At 60.6% G+C, this 14095-nt stretch carries 14 protein-coding genes; 8 read left to right on the top strand and 6 right to left on the bottom strand.

What is annotated here, in order from left to right; genetic code table 11:
* Nucleotides 1–35 precede the first annotated feature (35 nt).
* Entirely contained in the window at nt 36–227 is a 192-nt protein-coding gene (locus RA24_RS17685; RefSeq protein WP_019295137.1) for a DUF1674 domain-containing protein, read from the top strand.
* 66 nt (nt 228–293) lie between these two features.
* Here the strand turns inward: RA24_RS17685 and dapB are convergent, their stop codons facing one another.
* A complete protein-coding gene (dapB, locus tag RA24_RS17680) occupies nt 294–1103 on the bottom strand; it encodes a 4-hydroxy-tetrahydrodipicolinate reductase (RefSeq protein WP_039193255.1) in 810 nt (269 codons plus the stop codon).
* A gap of 86 nt (nt 1104–1189) precedes the next feature.
* On the opposite strand from dapB, the gene rbfA reads away from it, so the two are divergent.
* Nucleotides 1190–1585, top strand: a complete 396-nt coding sequence (gene rbfA, locus RA24_RS17675) for a 30S ribosome-binding factor RbfA (protein WP_019295139.1) — start codon at nt 1190–1192, stop codon at nt 1583–1585.
* On the top strand, nt 1582–2331 hold the full coding sequence (locus RA24_RS17670; protein ID WP_019295140.1) for a phosphodiester glycosidase family protein: 750 nt from the start codon (nt 1582–1584) through the stop codon (nt 2329–2331). The genes rbfA and RA24_RS17670 overlap by 4 nt, the downstream gene beginning before the upstream one ends.
* 5 nt (nt 2332–2336) lie before the next feature.
* On the opposite strand, the gene rarD is transcribed toward RA24_RS17670, so the two are convergent.
* The 5 genes from rarD to mutM form a co-directional block, all read right to left on the bottom strand.
* Nucleotides 2337–3239, bottom strand: coding sequence for an EamA family transporter RarD (rarD, locus tag RA24_RS17665; protein WP_039147831.1), 903 nt, complete (start codon nt 3237–3239; stop codon nt 2337–2339).
* Nucleotides 3240–3424: 185 nt separating this feature from the next.
* Nucleotides 3425–4828, bottom strand: coding sequence for a chromosomal replication initiator protein DnaA (gene dnaA / locus RA24_RS17660; protein ID WP_019295142.1), 1404 nt, complete (start codon nt 4826–4828; stop codon nt 3425–3427).
* A 546-nt stretch (nt 4829–5374) separates the two neighbouring features.
* On the bottom strand, nt 5375–5638 hold the full coding sequence (rpsT, locus tag RA24_RS17650; protein ID WP_019295144.1) for a 30S ribosomal protein S20: 264 nt from the start codon (nt 5636–5638) through the stop codon (nt 5375–5377).
* A gap of 211 nt (nt 5639–5849) precedes the next feature.
* A complete protein-coding gene (locus tag RA24_RS17645) occupies nt 5850–6626 on the bottom strand; it encodes an enoyl-CoA hydratase (RefSeq protein ID WP_019295145.1) in 777 nt (258 codons plus the stop codon).
* A gap of 63 nt (nt 6627–6689) precedes the next feature.
* Nucleotides 6690–7541: a bifunctional DNA-formamidopyrimidine glycosylase/DNA-(apurinic or apyrimidinic site) lyase gene (gene mutM / locus RA24_RS17640; protein WP_039193253.1), complete on the bottom strand. Its 852-nt coding sequence runs from the start codon at nt 7539–7541 to the stop codon at nt 6690–6692.
* Between the two features lie 86 nt (nt 7542–7627).
* On the opposite strand from mutM, the gene ubiE reads away from it, so the two are divergent.
* From ubiE to RA24_RS22830, 5 genes are all read left to right on the top strand, one after another.
* Complete coding sequence (gene ubiE, locus RA24_RS17635) at nt 7628–8380, top strand: bifunctional demethylmenaquinone methyltransferase/2-methoxy-6-polyprenyl-1,4-benzoquinol methylase UbiE (protein ID WP_039147704.1); 753 nt, start codon at nt 7628–7630, stop codon at nt 8378–8380.
* A 3-nt stretch (nt 8381–8383) separates the two neighbouring features.
* A complete protein-coding gene (gene ubiB, locus RA24_RS17630) occupies nt 8384–9913 on the top strand; it encodes a 2-polyprenylphenol 6-hydroxylase (RefSeq protein WP_039147703.1) in 1530 nt (509 codons plus the stop codon).
* Nucleotides 9914–10185: 272 nt separating this feature from the next.
* Nucleotides 10186–10575, top strand: coding sequence for a response regulator (locus RA24_RS17625; protein WP_019295149.1), 390 nt, complete (start codon nt 10186–10188; stop codon nt 10573–10575).
* Between the two features lie 79 nt (nt 10576–10654).
* On the top strand, nt 10655–13348 hold the full coding sequence (locus RA24_RS17620) for a chemotaxis protein CheB (protein WP_241480971.1): 2694 nt from the start codon (nt 10655–10657) through the stop codon (nt 13346–13348).
* Nucleotides 13324–13950, top strand: coding sequence for a PAS domain-containing protein (locus RA24_RS22830; RefSeq protein WP_039193251.1), 627 nt, complete (start codon nt 13324–13326; stop codon nt 13948–13950). Before RA24_RS17620 ends, RA24_RS22830 begins: the two co-directional genes overlap by 25 nt.
* Nucleotides 13951–14095 lie beyond the last annotated feature (145 nt).

Genomic DNA, 14095 nt, shown 5'->3' with positions numbered 1-14095 from the left:
GCGTATATCATGCGCAAAGAATAAAGGAACCCGCGATGAGCGACGACACTGCGCCTGTGAAGAAAGACCTGCCGCCCGCTGCACAACGCGCGCTGGCGGAGGCAGAGGAGCGCCGGAAAGCCGCCGAGGCTGAGGAACCGCGCCCCAAGGAACTAGGCGGGCGCGATGGCCCTGATCCGGCACGTTACGGCGACTGGGAGAAAAAGGGAATCGCTGTCGATTTCTGATAAATCGCGGGTGCCAGCTCTAACGCTCCCTAAGGGCAGCGGCCCATCAGGGCCGCCGTTCAGACTTTAAAGCCCCAGCACATCCACCATGTCGTACTGGCCAGGGCCCTTGTCCTGGCCCCACAGCGCGGCTTTCAGCGCGCCGCGGGCAAAGATCGCACGGTCGGTGGCCAGGTGGCGCAGCACGATCCGCTCACCCGCTGCGGCAAACAGCACGTCATGCTCACCCACGATGTCGCCGCCGCGGATGGCGGTGAAGCCGATGTCGCCCCGTTTGCGGGCACCAGTGATCCCGTCGCGGCCGGAGTCGCGTACATCCGCCAGTTTCACACCGCGGCCCTCGGCAGCGGCCTCGCCCAGCATCAGCGCGGTGCCGGAAGGCGCATCCACCTTGTGGTGGTGATGGGCCTCGATCACCTCAATGTCGAAATCTTCGTCCAGCGCGGCGGCGACCTTTTTGGTCAACTGCACCAGCAGGTTCACCCCCAGGCTCATGTTGCCCGCGCGCACGATCACCGCGTGGCGCGATGCCGGTTCCAGCTGGGCGATCTGCTCATCCGTCATGCCGGTTGTGCCGATCACATGCACCGCGCGGGCCTGCGCCGCGAGCTTGGAAAACGCCAGCGTTGCCTCAGGCGCTGTGAAGTCGATCACCGCCTGCGCCTTGGAAAACGCCTCCAGCGCATCCGAGGTCACGGTAACTCCAACCGGCGCCCCGCCCATGGCTTCGCCCACATCACGGCCAACCCAATCGTGACCCTCACGCTCCACGGCTCCGGCCAGCGTGGCCTTGTCGCTTTCCAGCGCCGTCTTGATCAGCATCTGCCCCATGCGGCCCGATGCGCCGGTAATCACGATCCCTGGTTTGTGAGTCATTGGCCCATTTCCTTGTTCAAGCTGGTTTTGTCCTACATCGCCGGGCAGCGCTTGGCAAAGCCTGCGATCCGGCATAGATCGGAACTATGGCAAAGAACAAATTCCACGATGGGCCCGGCCCCTCCCAGCGCCAGCTTCGCGTCGGCGAACTGATCCGCCGCTCGCTCTCTGAAGTGCTGGCGCGCGGCGATGTGCATGACCCGGACCTGAACCGCATGTCGATCACCGTGGGCGAGGTACGCACCTCACCCGATCTGAAAATCGCCACTGCCTTTGTGCTGCCCTTGGGCGGCAAAGGGCAGGAGGATGTATTGAAACTTCTGGCCCGCAACAAGAGCGAGCTGCGCCGCATGGTCGGCAAGAAGCTGGGCCTGAAGTTCACCCCGGATCTGCGGTTCCGGCTGGATGAGACCTTCGACCAGATGGACGAAACCCGCCGGATGCTGAGTCAGGACGCGGTGCGCCGCGACGTGGAAGAGTGATCCGCAAGGCCGCATTTCTGCTGACGGCGCTATGGACCGCACCCGCGGCCGGCGCGGTCGAGTGCAGCGATGTGGCCTATGAGGGCAACCGGTACTCGATCTGCGAAGTCGACGCCGCACAGGAACAGCTTCAGCTGTTCCTGAAGGATGGCGAAAACCAGGTCTACGGACACTTCTCCTCGCTGGAGGATGCGCTGGCAAAGGACGGCAAGACGCTGGCCTTTGCGACAAACGCCGGCATGTATCACACGGACCGCTCCCCCGTCGGCCTGTATGTAGATGAAAACGGTGAGGCGATGCGGCTGGTGACCAATGCCGGTCCAGGCAACTTTGGCCTGCTGCCAAACGGGGTACTATGCATCGGTGAACGCCGTGCCGATGTGTTCGAAACCCTGGATTTCGAACACAGAGCGCCCGCCTGCACCTATGCTACCCAGTCCGGACCGATGCTGGTGATCGACGGGGAGCTGCATCCGCGCTTCCTGGCGGATTCAGACAGCTATTACATCCGCAACGGTGTAGGCACCTCGGCAGACGGCAGCCGCGCAGTCTTTGCGATCTCGCGCAATGCAGTGACGTTTCACCAGTTCGGCAGCCTGTTCCGCGACTATCTGAAGCTGCCCAATGCGCTTTACTTCGATGGAAATATCTCGCGCCTGCACGCGCCGGAACTTGGCCGCAGCGATGCCGGTTTCATGATGGGCCCGATTGTGGGTGTTATCGAGGACGCGCAGCCGTCCGATTGAACCCCTCAGCCTGTTCGCTTGCGCATCTGACGAATCATCGGCACTGAGTAGATCACCAGCGCCGCCCAGATCATCGGAAAGGCGATCATCCGGGCGCTGCCGAATTCCTCGCCGAACAGCAGCACCGCCGCCAGCATGATCATCGTCGGCGCAATGTACTGCAGGATTCCCATGGTTGAGAGCCTGACCAGCTTGGCGCCATTGGCATAGACGATCAGCGGCACGGCGGTCACCAAACCGCAGCCCAGGAGCAGCCAAGTGTCCGTCAAAGAGGCACCAAAGCTGCCGCTGCCCGTGGCAGCCAGATATGCGAAATACCCAAGTGCCGGCGCCAGCAGGATCAGCACCTCAAGCAGGAAGCCCTGGTTGGGGCCGATCGGCAGAGACTTCTTGAAGAAGGCATAAAACCCCCAGGACAAGGTCAGGCCAACTGCCACCCAGGGCACCCTGCCCGCCTCCAATGTCAGCACCAGCACCGCCGCCGCGGCCAACGCCACGGCGGCCATTTGCGCCTTGCCAAGAGGCTCCCGCAGCAGCAGAGCGCCCAGCGCAATGCTGAACAACGGGTTGATATAATAGCCAAGCGCGGCATCCAGCGCCCGCCCTGCTGCGATGGACCAGACATAGATCCCCCAGTTGACGGAAATCAGCGCCGCGGTGATGCAAGCCATGCCGAGCATGCGGGTATTTTTCAACGCAGCGCGCAGATCTTTGGTGCGGCGCAGGACTATCAGCAGTGCGCCGGCCACCGGCACCGACCAAATCACCCGGTGGGTAACAACCTCAGCCGCCGGAATATGCGACAGTGCCTTCATGTAGAGCGGCAGAAATCCCCACAGCAAGTAGGCGGTGACGGCGAAGGCCAGCCCGCGGGGCGTGTCCAAGTTCTGTGGCGTCTGATCAGTCATGCCGCGCTCCTCATCCAGGGCGCTGTTATGACCGGTTTTCCGCGTCATGAAACTTCGTTTTCTGTGATACCGGGCATTCACCGCTGTTATGGGTCTTGGCGGCCGCCGTTGAGCCAACAAAAAACGGCCCCGGAAACCGGGGCCGCAGTGCAATTTGGGGTTTGCAGTTCTAGCTTTTTTGCGCGTCAGGCTTCCAGCGAACGCCGCAGCATTTCGACGTCCTCGGCGATCTGGCCGTCGGTCAGCTTCAGCTCCTCGATGCGCTTCACGCCGTGCATCACGGTGGTGTGGTCGCGCCCGCCAAAGCGGCGGCCGATCTCTGGCAGGGAGCGGCTGGTCAGCTGTTTGCACAGATACATCGCCACCTGACGCGGGCGCGCATAAGAGCGCAGGCGCTTGGGGCCGATGATATCGGACATGCGGATGTTGTAATACTCGGAGACCTTGCGCTGGATTTCCTCGACGGTGATCTTGCGCTCGGAGGCGCGCAGCACGTCTGCCAAACAGTCCTGGGTTAGGTCCATGTCGATCTCACGGCCGACCAGAGACGCAAATGCGAACAGACGGGTCAGGGCGCCTTCAAGCACGCGCACATTGGTCGAGATCCGGTGTGCCAGGAATTCCAGCACACCATCCGCGATGCGCAGGTCGGGGTAGGTCTCACGCTGCTGCTGCACCTTGGTCTGCAGGATGCCCAGACGCAGTTCATAATCGGTCGGGTGCAGGTCCACGACAAGACCGCACTGCAGGCGTGACTTCACCCGGTCTTCCAGATCCTTGATCTCACCCGGGGCGCGGTCGGCCGAGATGATGATCTGCTTGTTCTGATCCACCAGCGCGTTGAAGGTGTGGAAGAATTCTTCCTGGGTCGAATCCTTGCCGGCGATGAACTGAACGTCATCCACCATCAGCACATCGACCGAGCGGAACAGGTGCTTGAAGTCCATCATCTTACGCTCACGCAGAGCTTGCACAAAGCGGTACATGAACTGTTCCGCCGACAGGTACAGCACGTTCAGCGACGGGTTCTTTTCCTTCAGCTCCCAAGCGATGGCGTGCATCAGGTGGGTCTTACCCAGACCCACTCCGCCATACAGAACCAGCGGGTTGAAAGTGACCGGACCGCCCTCTCCGACGCGGCGTGCGGCAGCGTGGGCCAGTTCGTTCGGCTTGCCGACAACAAAGCTGTCGAAGGTAAAGCGCGGATCAAGCGGTGCAGCTTGCAGCGCTTCCAAGGTGTCCTTGCCAGCGGAAGAAGCCGCGGGCGCAGTCATGACGGCCACATCACCATCGGCGCTGCTATAAGCCTCTGCGCCAGCTGCGGGCTCTGCCGGGCGGACCGGGCTGTTAGCAGCAACCCGGAAAGCCAGCCGCTGGACCTGTTCCCCGGACATCGTCAGCTCATGCAGAATCAGATCTGCAAAGTTTTGGCTGACATAGTTGCCCATGAAATTCGTCGGCACCTTGAAGACGGCAACCCCACCGTCCACGGCGTCAAATTCAAGCGGCTCGATCCAGGTCGTGAAATTGTTCTGGCCGACCGTTTTCAACAGCCGGTTTCTGAGCTGTCCCCATTTTTCTTCTGTCATGCTGCGCCTCACGCATCCCCAAAAAGCAGCGGCCCATTTGCCGGGCCAGTTCTATTCTTACCCCCAACCACCCGGGGGGCATCCACGCACAGGGTTATCGTGTGCGGGCCAGCAGTGGCCGCATTACCCGAAGGCTTGACGTTCGCCTTGAACAGCAAAAACGGCCGCAAAAAGCGGCGGATTTGCCGTCACGAACAGTATCGCACACAATTGAGACAAGGCTGCTGACCCTTAACGATACAGCAGTGGATCCCGGCAACTAGCGCGCATCAGATGCGCGTCGTGCCGAGCAACCTGGCAATCTTGATGCCCGTCAAGATCGCCTCGAGCAGCCTGTCCCCCCAGCGAGTGAATCGCTGAAACAGTGGTAGCAATTTGAGGGGGGCAGCGGCAACGAAACTATGATGTTGACTCAGTCTTTGGCAGCAAAGAATCTCCTGCGCCCAGCGAGTCCCGGCAAGGGTTTTCCCAAAAAACAAGGCGCTGCAATCTGCAGCGCCCTGACAACTTTTTGACGGCCCGTGAGCCTGCTCAGCGGAGCGAATCTCAGGCCAGTGCCTTCACGCGTGCGGACAGGCGCGAGATTTTCCGGGAAGCGGTGTTTTTGTGATACACACCCTTGGTGACGCCGCGCATCAGCTCGGGCTGAGCCGCGCGCAGAGCTGCGGTTGCAGCTTCTTTATCGCCGGAAGCGATGGCTTCTTCAACTTTACGCAGGAAGGTGCGGATGCGCGAACGACGGGCTTTGTTGACGGCAAAGCGCTTCTCGTTCTGACGTGCGCGCTTCTTGGCCTGGGGCGAATTTGCCATGGTGTCTGACCTTATCTTCGGGTTCTGTTTCTATCGGACGCAATGCCAGCCAGCCCCGGATCATTCACCGGTGTGATTCTAGCCAAAGCGGGCTGCACGCGCATGTATGAGGGCGGCATCTATCCAACTCTGCATGGAATTGCAAGGGCGCCGGCCCCAAATGCAAAAAGGCGGGCTGGGCGGCCCGCCTTTCTGGTGTCTGATGTGCCGCTTACTTGTCGCGGAACTGCGCTTCGCGCTTTTCAAGAAAGGCAGCCATGCCCTCTTTCTGGTCTTCGGTCGCAAACATCGAATGAAACACGCGGCGTTCGAACAGAATGCCTTCGCTCAGCGGCAGCTCATAGGAGCGGTTCACCGCTTCCTTCACTGCCATTGCAGTCAGCTGCGATTTCTCGGCGATCTTCTGTGCTGCCGCTGTGGCTTCCTCGATCAGCTTCTTCGCTGGCACCACGCGCGACACCAAGCCTGCGCGCTCAGCCTCTTCGGCGTTCATGAACCGGCCGGTCAGGTTCATGTCCATCGACTTGGACTTGCCCACGAACCGGGTCAGGCGCTGGGTGCCGCCGATGCCAGCTACGACACCCAAGTTGATTTCCGGCTGGCCGAACTTGGCGGTCTCGGCAGCGATGATGAAATCGCACAGCATCGCCAGCTCGCAGCCGCCGCCCAGCGCGTAGCCGGCCACCGCGGCGATCACCGGCTTGCGGATCGCCGAAATGCGGTCATTGGCGTCGGCAAACAGATTGGTGGAAAACACCTCGGTGAAACTCAGCTCCGACATCTCCTTGATGTCGGCACCGGCGGCAAAGGCCTTCTCCGAGCCGGTCAGGACAATGCAGCGCACCTTGTCGCTGGCATCGGCCTCTTCCAGAGCATCGCAAAGCTCGCCAATGAGCTCCTTGTTGAGAGCGTTCATCGCCTCAGGGCGGTTCAGCTTGATAAGGCAAACGTGGTCCTGCACATCGACGTTGATCGTCTCGTAGGCCATGATTTCTCTTTCGGTTGTTCCGTTCAGTCCTGAGTCCTTACCAAAAGGGTCCCTCTGATCAAGCTATCTTTGGCACTTTACACAGTAGAAGGTGGAACGCCCCGACTGGGTGATTCTGGCAATTGACCCGGCGCAGCCCTCTCGGCGGCAGGCCTCGCCCTCGCGGCCGTAGGCATCGAAACTATGCTGAAAATACCCAAGTTCTCCAGAGGCTTGCCTGAAATCCTTGAGCGATGAACCGCCCGCTTGGATGGCATCCTGCAGCACCTTCCGGATGATCGGCACCAACGCCGCTACCCGATGCGCGGCAATCTGCCCGGCCCTGCGGCGTGGCGAAATTCCCGCACGGAACAGCGCTTCGCAGACGTAGATGTTACCGAGACCAGCAATGATTCCCTGATCCAGTAATGCGGATTTCACCGGCGTGTTACGCCCCTTGAAGGCGGCCACCAGGTGGTCCTCGTGGAAATCATTGCCCAGCGGTTCCGGCCCCAGAACCGCCAGCAACTTGTGGGAGTCGGCGGTAGCGGTCTCCAGCAGATCCATCGCCCCGAACCGGCGCGGATCGTTGAAGGTGATGCGCGCGCCATTGTCCATGTCCAAGACCACATGGTCGTGCTTCTCGGCTTTGGGATGCTCATGCACGAACTGCCCCAAGGGGTCGCCTGACACCGTCATCCGCCCGGACATGCCGAGGTGAATGAGCAGCGTCTCGCCTGTGTCGAGATCAGCCAGAATGTATTTCGACCGCCGCCTGAGGGCATTGACCCGCGCGCCTGTCAGCCGCTCGGCCATCCGCTCCGGAAACGGCCAGCGCAGATCCGGGCGGTTCACCTGCGCCTTCACGATCACTGCGCCCTCCATCGCAGGCGCCAAACCGCGTTTCACCGTCTCGACCTCGGGCAATTCTGGCATTACACCCCTCCTGAACCAACGGGCCGCATTGTGCCTGCCCCACAGCGCCTTATAACAAGGGCGAAACTCAGCAAACGGCAAGCCTGATGAGCAACACGAGCGACAACACCACCCATTTCGGGTTCGAAACCGTCCGCGAGGAGGAGAAGGCAGGCCGCGTGCAGGGGGTCTTCAACTCGGTCGCCTCGAAATACGACATCATGAACGATGTGATGAGCGTGGGCATCCACCGGGTCTGGAAGGACGCGATGATGGACTGGCTGGCGCCGCGCCCGGGCCAGCGGCTCTTGGATGTGGCGGGCGGCACCGGCGACATTTCCTTCCGCTTCCTGAAACGCGCAGGCTCCGGCCACTCCACCGTGCTGGACCTCACTCGCCCGATGCTGGAGGAAGGCCGCAAGCGCGCCGAAGCAGAGCAGATGGCCGACAGCCTCGACTGGGTCACCGGCGACGCGATGAAGCTGCCGTTCAAGGACAACACTTTCGACGTCTATACCATCTCCTTTGGAATCCGGAATGTAACGCGGCCGCAGGAGGCACTGAACGAGGCTTACCGGGTGCTGCGCCCCGGCGGGCGGCTTATGGTGCTGGAATTCTCGCAACTGCCGAACGACGGGCTGCAGAAGCTTTACGACCTCTATTCCTTCAACGTGATCCCGCGGATGGGTCAGCTGATCGCCAATGATTACGACAGCTACCAGTATCTGGTGGAATCGATCCGCAACTTCCCGGATCAGGAAACCTTCCTGGGCATGGTGAAACAGGCGGGGTTCGAGAACGCCAAATACCGCAACCTGTCGCTGGGCATCGCCTGCCTGCATTCCGGCTGGAAGATCTGACCCATGCGCGGCCCCCATAATATCCTGCGCCTGATCCGGACAGGCGCCACATTCGAACGCACCGGCGCCATGCATTCCGTGCTGGAGGCGTTTGAGGCGCCAAAACCCCTGCGCATACTCGCCCGCACCCTAGGCTGGCCGTTCAAATGGCTGGGCTACAAGGGCGATCCGGCAATGCCGCCCGAAACCCGCGCACTGAACGCGCTGGGGCCTGCCTATATCAAGTTCGGACAGGTGCTTTCGACCCGTCCCGATGTCGTTGGCAAGGATCTGGCCAACCAGCTGCGCGTGCTGCAGGACAAGCTGCCGCCGTTTTCCCGCGCCCAGGCGCTGGCTGAGGTGGAAAAGGAGCTGGGCCGTCCGGTCTCCGAGATATTCTCGGACTTCAGCGACCCGATCGCCGCCGCCTCCATCGCCCAGGTGCACCGGGCGACGCTTGCGGAAACCGGCGAGGAAGTGGCGGTCAAGGTGCTGCGCCCCGGCATTGAGCGCGCCTTCAACAAGGATGTGGATGCGTTCTATTTCGCGGCCCGCATCGTGGACCTCTTCGCCCCCGGCGCCCGCCGCCTGAAGCCGATGGATGTGATTGAGCACTTCGACGGTGTGGTGCAGGGCGAACTGGACCTGCGGCTGGAAAGCGCCGCCGCCTCGGAGTTCGCCGCCAATACCGCCAAAGACGAAGGTTTCCAGCTGCCGGAAATTCGCTGGGGCTATTCGGCGCGCCGGGTGATGACCATGGGCTGGGCCGATGGCATTCCACTGGGCGACAATGAGGCGCTGGATGCAGCCGGCCACGACCGCAAGCTGCTGGCCAACCGGGTGCTGTCGCTGTTCCTGCGCCATGCGCTGCGCGACGGTTTCTTCCACGCCGACATGCACCAGGGCAACCTCAAGGTGGCTAGCAACGGCGATATAATCGCCTATGATTTCGGGATCATGGGCCACATCGACGAATATACCCGCCGGGTCTATGCCGAAATTCTCTACGGCTTCATCAAGCGCGACTACAAACGCGTGGCCGAGGTGCATTTCGAGGCCGGCTACGTGCCTGCCAACCGTGACGTCGATGAATTCGCCCGCGCCCTGCGCGCGGTGGGTGAGCCGATCTTCGGCATGGACGCCTCGCAGATTTCAATGGGCCGGCTGCTGAACTACCTGTTCGAGGTGACTGAACGCTTCGGCATGGAAACCCGCACCGAGCTGATCCTCTTGCAGCGCACCATGGTGGTGGTTGAGGGCGTTGCCCGCTCGCTGGATCCGCGTATCAACATCTGGGAAGCCGCCCGGCCGGTGGTCGAGGATTACATCAAGAAATCCATCGGGCCCCGCGCAGTCGTTACCGACCTGCTGGACACCGCCAAGGTGATGGCCCGCTTTGGCCCCCGTCTGCCTGCACTGGTGGAACAGGCGCTGATCGCGCAGGCTGCACAGAACGGTGCACGGCCACGCAGCAGCAGAAGCTGGGCCGTCCCCGCCGTTCTGGGTGCTGCCGGCGCCACCAGCCTCTTCGCTGTCATTGCCTTGCTGACTTGATAAAGGCCGCGGATTGAAGGTGTTACCACGTCAGCACCGCAAGACGTGTGTCTCAAACTAAAAAACTCGCAAAAGAAGATTATCAGCCAGCTCGGACACGTTGACCGGAGGTTGAAAGAGTCCCATGATGCCAAAGGGACCCAAATCCGGCCACCCCGCTGAAATACCTGACTTTGCGGAACCGATTAGGAGCCGGCTTGGTCACCCTCGAGACAATGCCGTGACCGGATCCCTGTTTCTGATCGCAGCCGCAGCACAGACGGAATCAGCTGATGAACAACCCGCGGAAAGTCCTGCTCGTCGAAAATGACGAATTCACGCGATACATGATGCGAGAGATCATTGTGGCGCTTGGGGTTGACGTTGAGATTGCCGAAGACGGTCAGGCCAGCATCGACATGCTCAGCAGCGCGCCGAACGAGTATGGCCTGGTGCTGATGGATCTGCACATGCCGCGGCTGTCGGGGATTGAGGCGACACAGCAAATCCGGGAAGCTCCGATGGATCCTCCCAGCAGCGTGCCTATCATCGCCGTGACTGCTGATGCTGCCTATCACGATGATACGATCGTCAAGGACTTGGGCATGAACGGGTTTGCACCAAAGCCAGTGACACCCGGCCAGATTCTGAACCTAATCGACAAATTTTGCGCTGCCGCATAGGCCGCAAGCGCCGCCTTTCAGGCACAACGAGTGCAGGAAGATTTTTTGCACCGCTACTTTGCATTACGGTTGAATATTCATGGAAGACTTAGAAAAGCGCATGTCCACCGAAACGTCAGCAGCCTCACCGGAAAATGATAGCGCGGATGCCTCAGCTGAAGACAGCGGCCTTCACGTGGTCGGTGTGGCCGCTTCGGCGGGCGGGCTGGAAGCGCTTTCACAACTGGTGCAACACCTTCCGCAATCCGCCAACGCAATCTACGTGATTGCGCAGCATATGTCGCCAACCCATAAAAGCGTGCTGACATCTTTGCTGGCCCGCGAAACCTCCCTGCCAGTAGAAGAGCTGGGCCGGGAAACCGACCCTGTACCGGGAACCATTTACATTACCCCTCCGGATACTGATGTTATGCTTGAGGGCGGCAAGCTGCGCTTGCGCAACCCCGCAGGGCACCCGGCATCCCCGAAGCCGTCCGCTGACCGGCTGTTCAAGAGCATTGCTCAAGAGTGCGGAGAAAACTGTGTAGGTATCGTGCTGTCGGGCACTGGAAGCGACGGCAGCTATGGCGTGCAAGCGATCCGTGAATGCGGCGGAATCACCATCGCCCAGGATCCCAGCTCCGCGAAATATGATGGCATGCCAGCCTCGGCGATTGAAACCGGTTGTATCGATCTGACCCTGACACCGGGGCAAATCGGCGACCATTTCGAGAAAATTCTGACCCGGCCGCGCGATCTGGCATTGCTGCGCCCCGAAACGGATGAACCCAGCAAGCTCAGCGAACTGTTCGGCATCCTTCTAGCCCGCACCCAGGTCGACTTTGCCAACTATAAGGAAAACACACTGAACCGCCGCATTGCCCGGCGGATGACGGCACTGGGTATCGAAGACTACGACGGCTATGTCGATTATTGCAGGTCAAACGTGGACGAAGTCGACGCGCTGCACCGCGATTTGCTAATTTCGGTGACCCGGTTCTTCCGCGATCCTGAACAGTTCCGGAAATTGAATGAACAGCTGGAAAAACAGCTGGCAAACAGCGGCCCGGGCCCCGTTCGGGTGTGGGTCGCGGGATGTGCGACCGGCGAAGAGGCTTATTCCATCGCGATCCTTATCGCGGAACTGCTCGGCGGGCTCCACGCGCTGACCAAGACCAATGTTCAAATCTTCGCCACGGATATCGACCAGAATGCCATCGAAGTTGCGCGAAAGGGGATTTACCCCATTTCAGCAGCGCAGGACATTCCGCCCCAATATCTGAAGGAATACTTCACCGTCGGCGAAAACGACATCTCGGTCCGCCAGGAGCTTCGAAATGTGACACTGTTTTCGCAGCACAATGTGTTCCAGGACCCGCCCTTTATCAATCTCAACCTGGTCACCATCCGAAACGTCCTGATCTATTTTAACCTGGCACTGCAGGAACGTGTGCTGACCCGCCTGCACTATTCCCTGGCCTCGGGCGGGCTGCTGTTTCTGGGCACTTCGGAAACAGTGGGCGAAATGGGCATCTACTTCGAAGCCCGCCAGGGGGCCGATAAGATTTTTGGCAAACGCCGCGGCATTTCCAGGGAACTGACCGTATTGCCCAGCACGCCGGGCAGCTCCTATCTGCGGTCGCAGAGCATGCGGCGGTCAGCGGCGCAAACGGCGGCCGATCAGGCTGCGCAGGCCGACCTTTCGCTTGCCCGGGCAGTTGCGCCGAATGGCGTTATTTGCACCCGTAACGGCGACATTATCGAAATCCTCGGGGATATCAGCGTCTACAGCGAAATCCGGGCCGGCATGTCGACGTCGCTGAACGTTAGGATGCTGATCGACCCGCTGCGCACCGAGGCCGCCAGCCTGATTGCGGTGGCCACCCGTACCGAAGAACGGCGGGACGGGCGCTGGCATAAAGCCTCCTTGCCCAATGGCAACCGCGTTCAGCTGCAGGCCTTCCCCTTCTTCAACCACAAGGGTGGCGAACTGCATTGCCTGCTGGCGATCAATTCCAAGTTCGAGGAGGAAAAGGAGCTGAACTTCAGCGAAATTTCCGACCGGGAACAGCGGGACTATGTCGAGCGGATGGAGCTGGAAATCCGCTCCACCCAGGAGGCGCTGCAGCAGACGATCGAGGAACTTCAGACCGCCAACGAGGAGCTGCAATCCTCAAACGAGGAGCTGCAGTCCACCAACGAGGAGTTCCAGGCCACAAATGAAGAACTGGAAACCTCCAACGAGGAACTGCAATCCACCAATGAAGAGCTGCTGACCGTCAACGAGGAATTGCAGATCAGCTCGGCAGAGCGCCAGGCGCTGGCCTCCGAGCTGGAAGCGATGCTGGTCTCTTCGCCTTATGCCATTGCGCTGGCGGATCAGGCGCTGATCATCCGGCGGCTGTCGCGCGTCGCGCAGGAGGTTTTTGGCATTGGCGAGCTTCCTCCGACCGGCCTGCACCTCAGCCATTGCAACCTGCCCAATGGCTTCCCGGCACTCGCGCCGATTGCCAACACTGTGCAGCGGCTGCAGGAAACGCGCCGCATTCCCGTCCTGTCAGGCAGCGACTACTACACTCTGATCCTGTCACCCGTTCTGGACATGCACCAAAGGCTCATCGGCATCTCTATCACCGTGTCCCGGTTCGACAACGAACCTTTCAATGATGTCCTCCGGCAGATCAGCAAAGTAACCAGGGTCGGGTTCTGGACGCAGAACCTGCTGTCCAACGATACCTACGTCTCGCCAGAGGTGCATGCCATTCTGGGATGGATGACACCGCAGCCGGCCTGAGCCTTGACACGATTCTGGCGCGCGCCCACCCCGAAGACCGTGCAAGCTTGCAGTTGCAGCTTGACCCTCTGTTCAAGGACGGCGGCTCCTTCGAATTTGATGCACGCTTCTTCGATGACAGCGGAAACACCCTGAACATCGGGGGCAGCCTGATGGTTTTCCAGGATTCCCATGGCGAAAACATCCAGTTGATCGGCGTGTGCTGGGACAAGGCAAAGTTTGACGAGCGCGACCTTATGCTGGGCTGCAGCGCGGCGGTGCAAAATCATTTTGCCGTTGGCATTTTCTCCTTTGATGTGGTGAACAATGTGCCGTCCTGGAACCCGCCGATGTACGATCTTCTGGGGTATGCTCAGGGAAAGCACGTCCCTTCGGTGGAAATGATGCTGGAGCGCATCCACCCTGAGGACCGGGATTTTGCCAAGGACGGGCTGCAGGATGTACTGACGATGGGACAGCCGTTCCACTACCCGCTGCGCCTGCAGACCAGCGAGGGCAGCTACGCCGCAGCAGAATTGTTTGCACAAGCCCGGAGCGGCGATGCAGACCGCATAACCCATGTCTTTGGCGGCCTGCAGCTTTACCGGCGTGAACCGGAGTAAAACGCACGTGTTGTGTTGCACTAAACCTTTCAAGGTCATGCAGGCGGACCAGGCTCATCCCGCGTCCGCCCGCATTTTGCAGCCTGCACCCGCGGACAAAGCGGCCCCAAGGCGGTGACTGCATTGATGCCGGATGGGAACAACC

The sequence above is a fragment of the Leisingera sp. ANG-M6 genome, from assembly GCF_000813905.1.
GTDB lineage: Bacteria > Pseudomonadota > Alphaproteobacteria > Rhodobacterales > Rhodobacteraceae > Leisingera.
This window is presented reverse-complemented; position numbering and strand designations above follow the sequence as displayed.

Bases quoted from the DNA above. Each gene is read 5' to 3' on its own strand.
- dapB (WP_039193255.1), bottom strand. From the start codon at position 1,103: ATGACTCACAAACCAGGGATCGTGATTACCGGCGCATCGGGCCGCATG.
- RA24_RS17645 (WP_019295145.1), bottom strand. From the start codon at position 6,626: ATGGCCTACGAGACGATCAACGTCGATGTGCAGGACCACGTTTGCCTT.
- mutM (WP_039193253.1), bottom strand. From the start codon at position 7,541: ATGCCAGAATTGCCCGAGGTCGAGACGGTGAAACGCGGTTTGGCGCCT.
- rbfA (WP_019295139.1), top strand. From the start codon at position 1,190: ATGGCAAAGAACAAATTCCACGATGGGCCCGGCCCCTCCCAGCGCCAG.
- rarD (WP_039147831.1), bottom strand. From the start codon at position 3,239: ATGACTGATCAGACGCCACAGAACTTGGACACGCCCCGCGGGCTGGCC.
- RA24_RS17625 (WP_019295149.1), top strand. From the start codon at position 10,186: ATGAACAACCCGCGGAAAGTCCTGCTCGTCGAAAATGACGAATTCACG.
- rpsT (WP_019295144.1), bottom strand. From the start codon at position 5,638: ATGGCAAATTCGCCCCAGGCCAAGAAGCGCGCACGTCAGAACGAGAAG.
- RA24_RS22830 (WP_039193251.1), top strand. From the start codon at position 13,324: ATGGATGACACCGCAGCCGGCCTGAGCCTTGACACGATTCTGGCGCGC.
- RA24_RS17620 (WP_241480971.1), top strand. From the start codon at position 10,655: ATGGAAGACTTAGAAAAGCGCATGTCCACCGAAACGTCAGCAGCCTCA.
- RA24_RS17685 (WP_019295137.1), top strand. From the start codon at position 36: ATGAGCGACGACACTGCGCCTGTGAAGAAAGACCTGCCGCCCGCTGCA.
- ubiE (WP_039147704.1), top strand. From the start codon at position 7,628: ATGAGCAACACGAGCGACAACACCACCCATTTCGGGTTCGAAACCGTC.
- dnaA (WP_019295142.1), bottom strand. From the start codon at position 4,828: ATGACAGAAGAAAAATGGGGACAGCTCAGAAACCGGCTGTTGAAAACG.
- ubiB (WP_039147703.1), top strand. From the start codon at position 8,384: ATGCGCGGCCCCCATAATATCCTGCGCCTGATCCGGACAGGCGCCACA.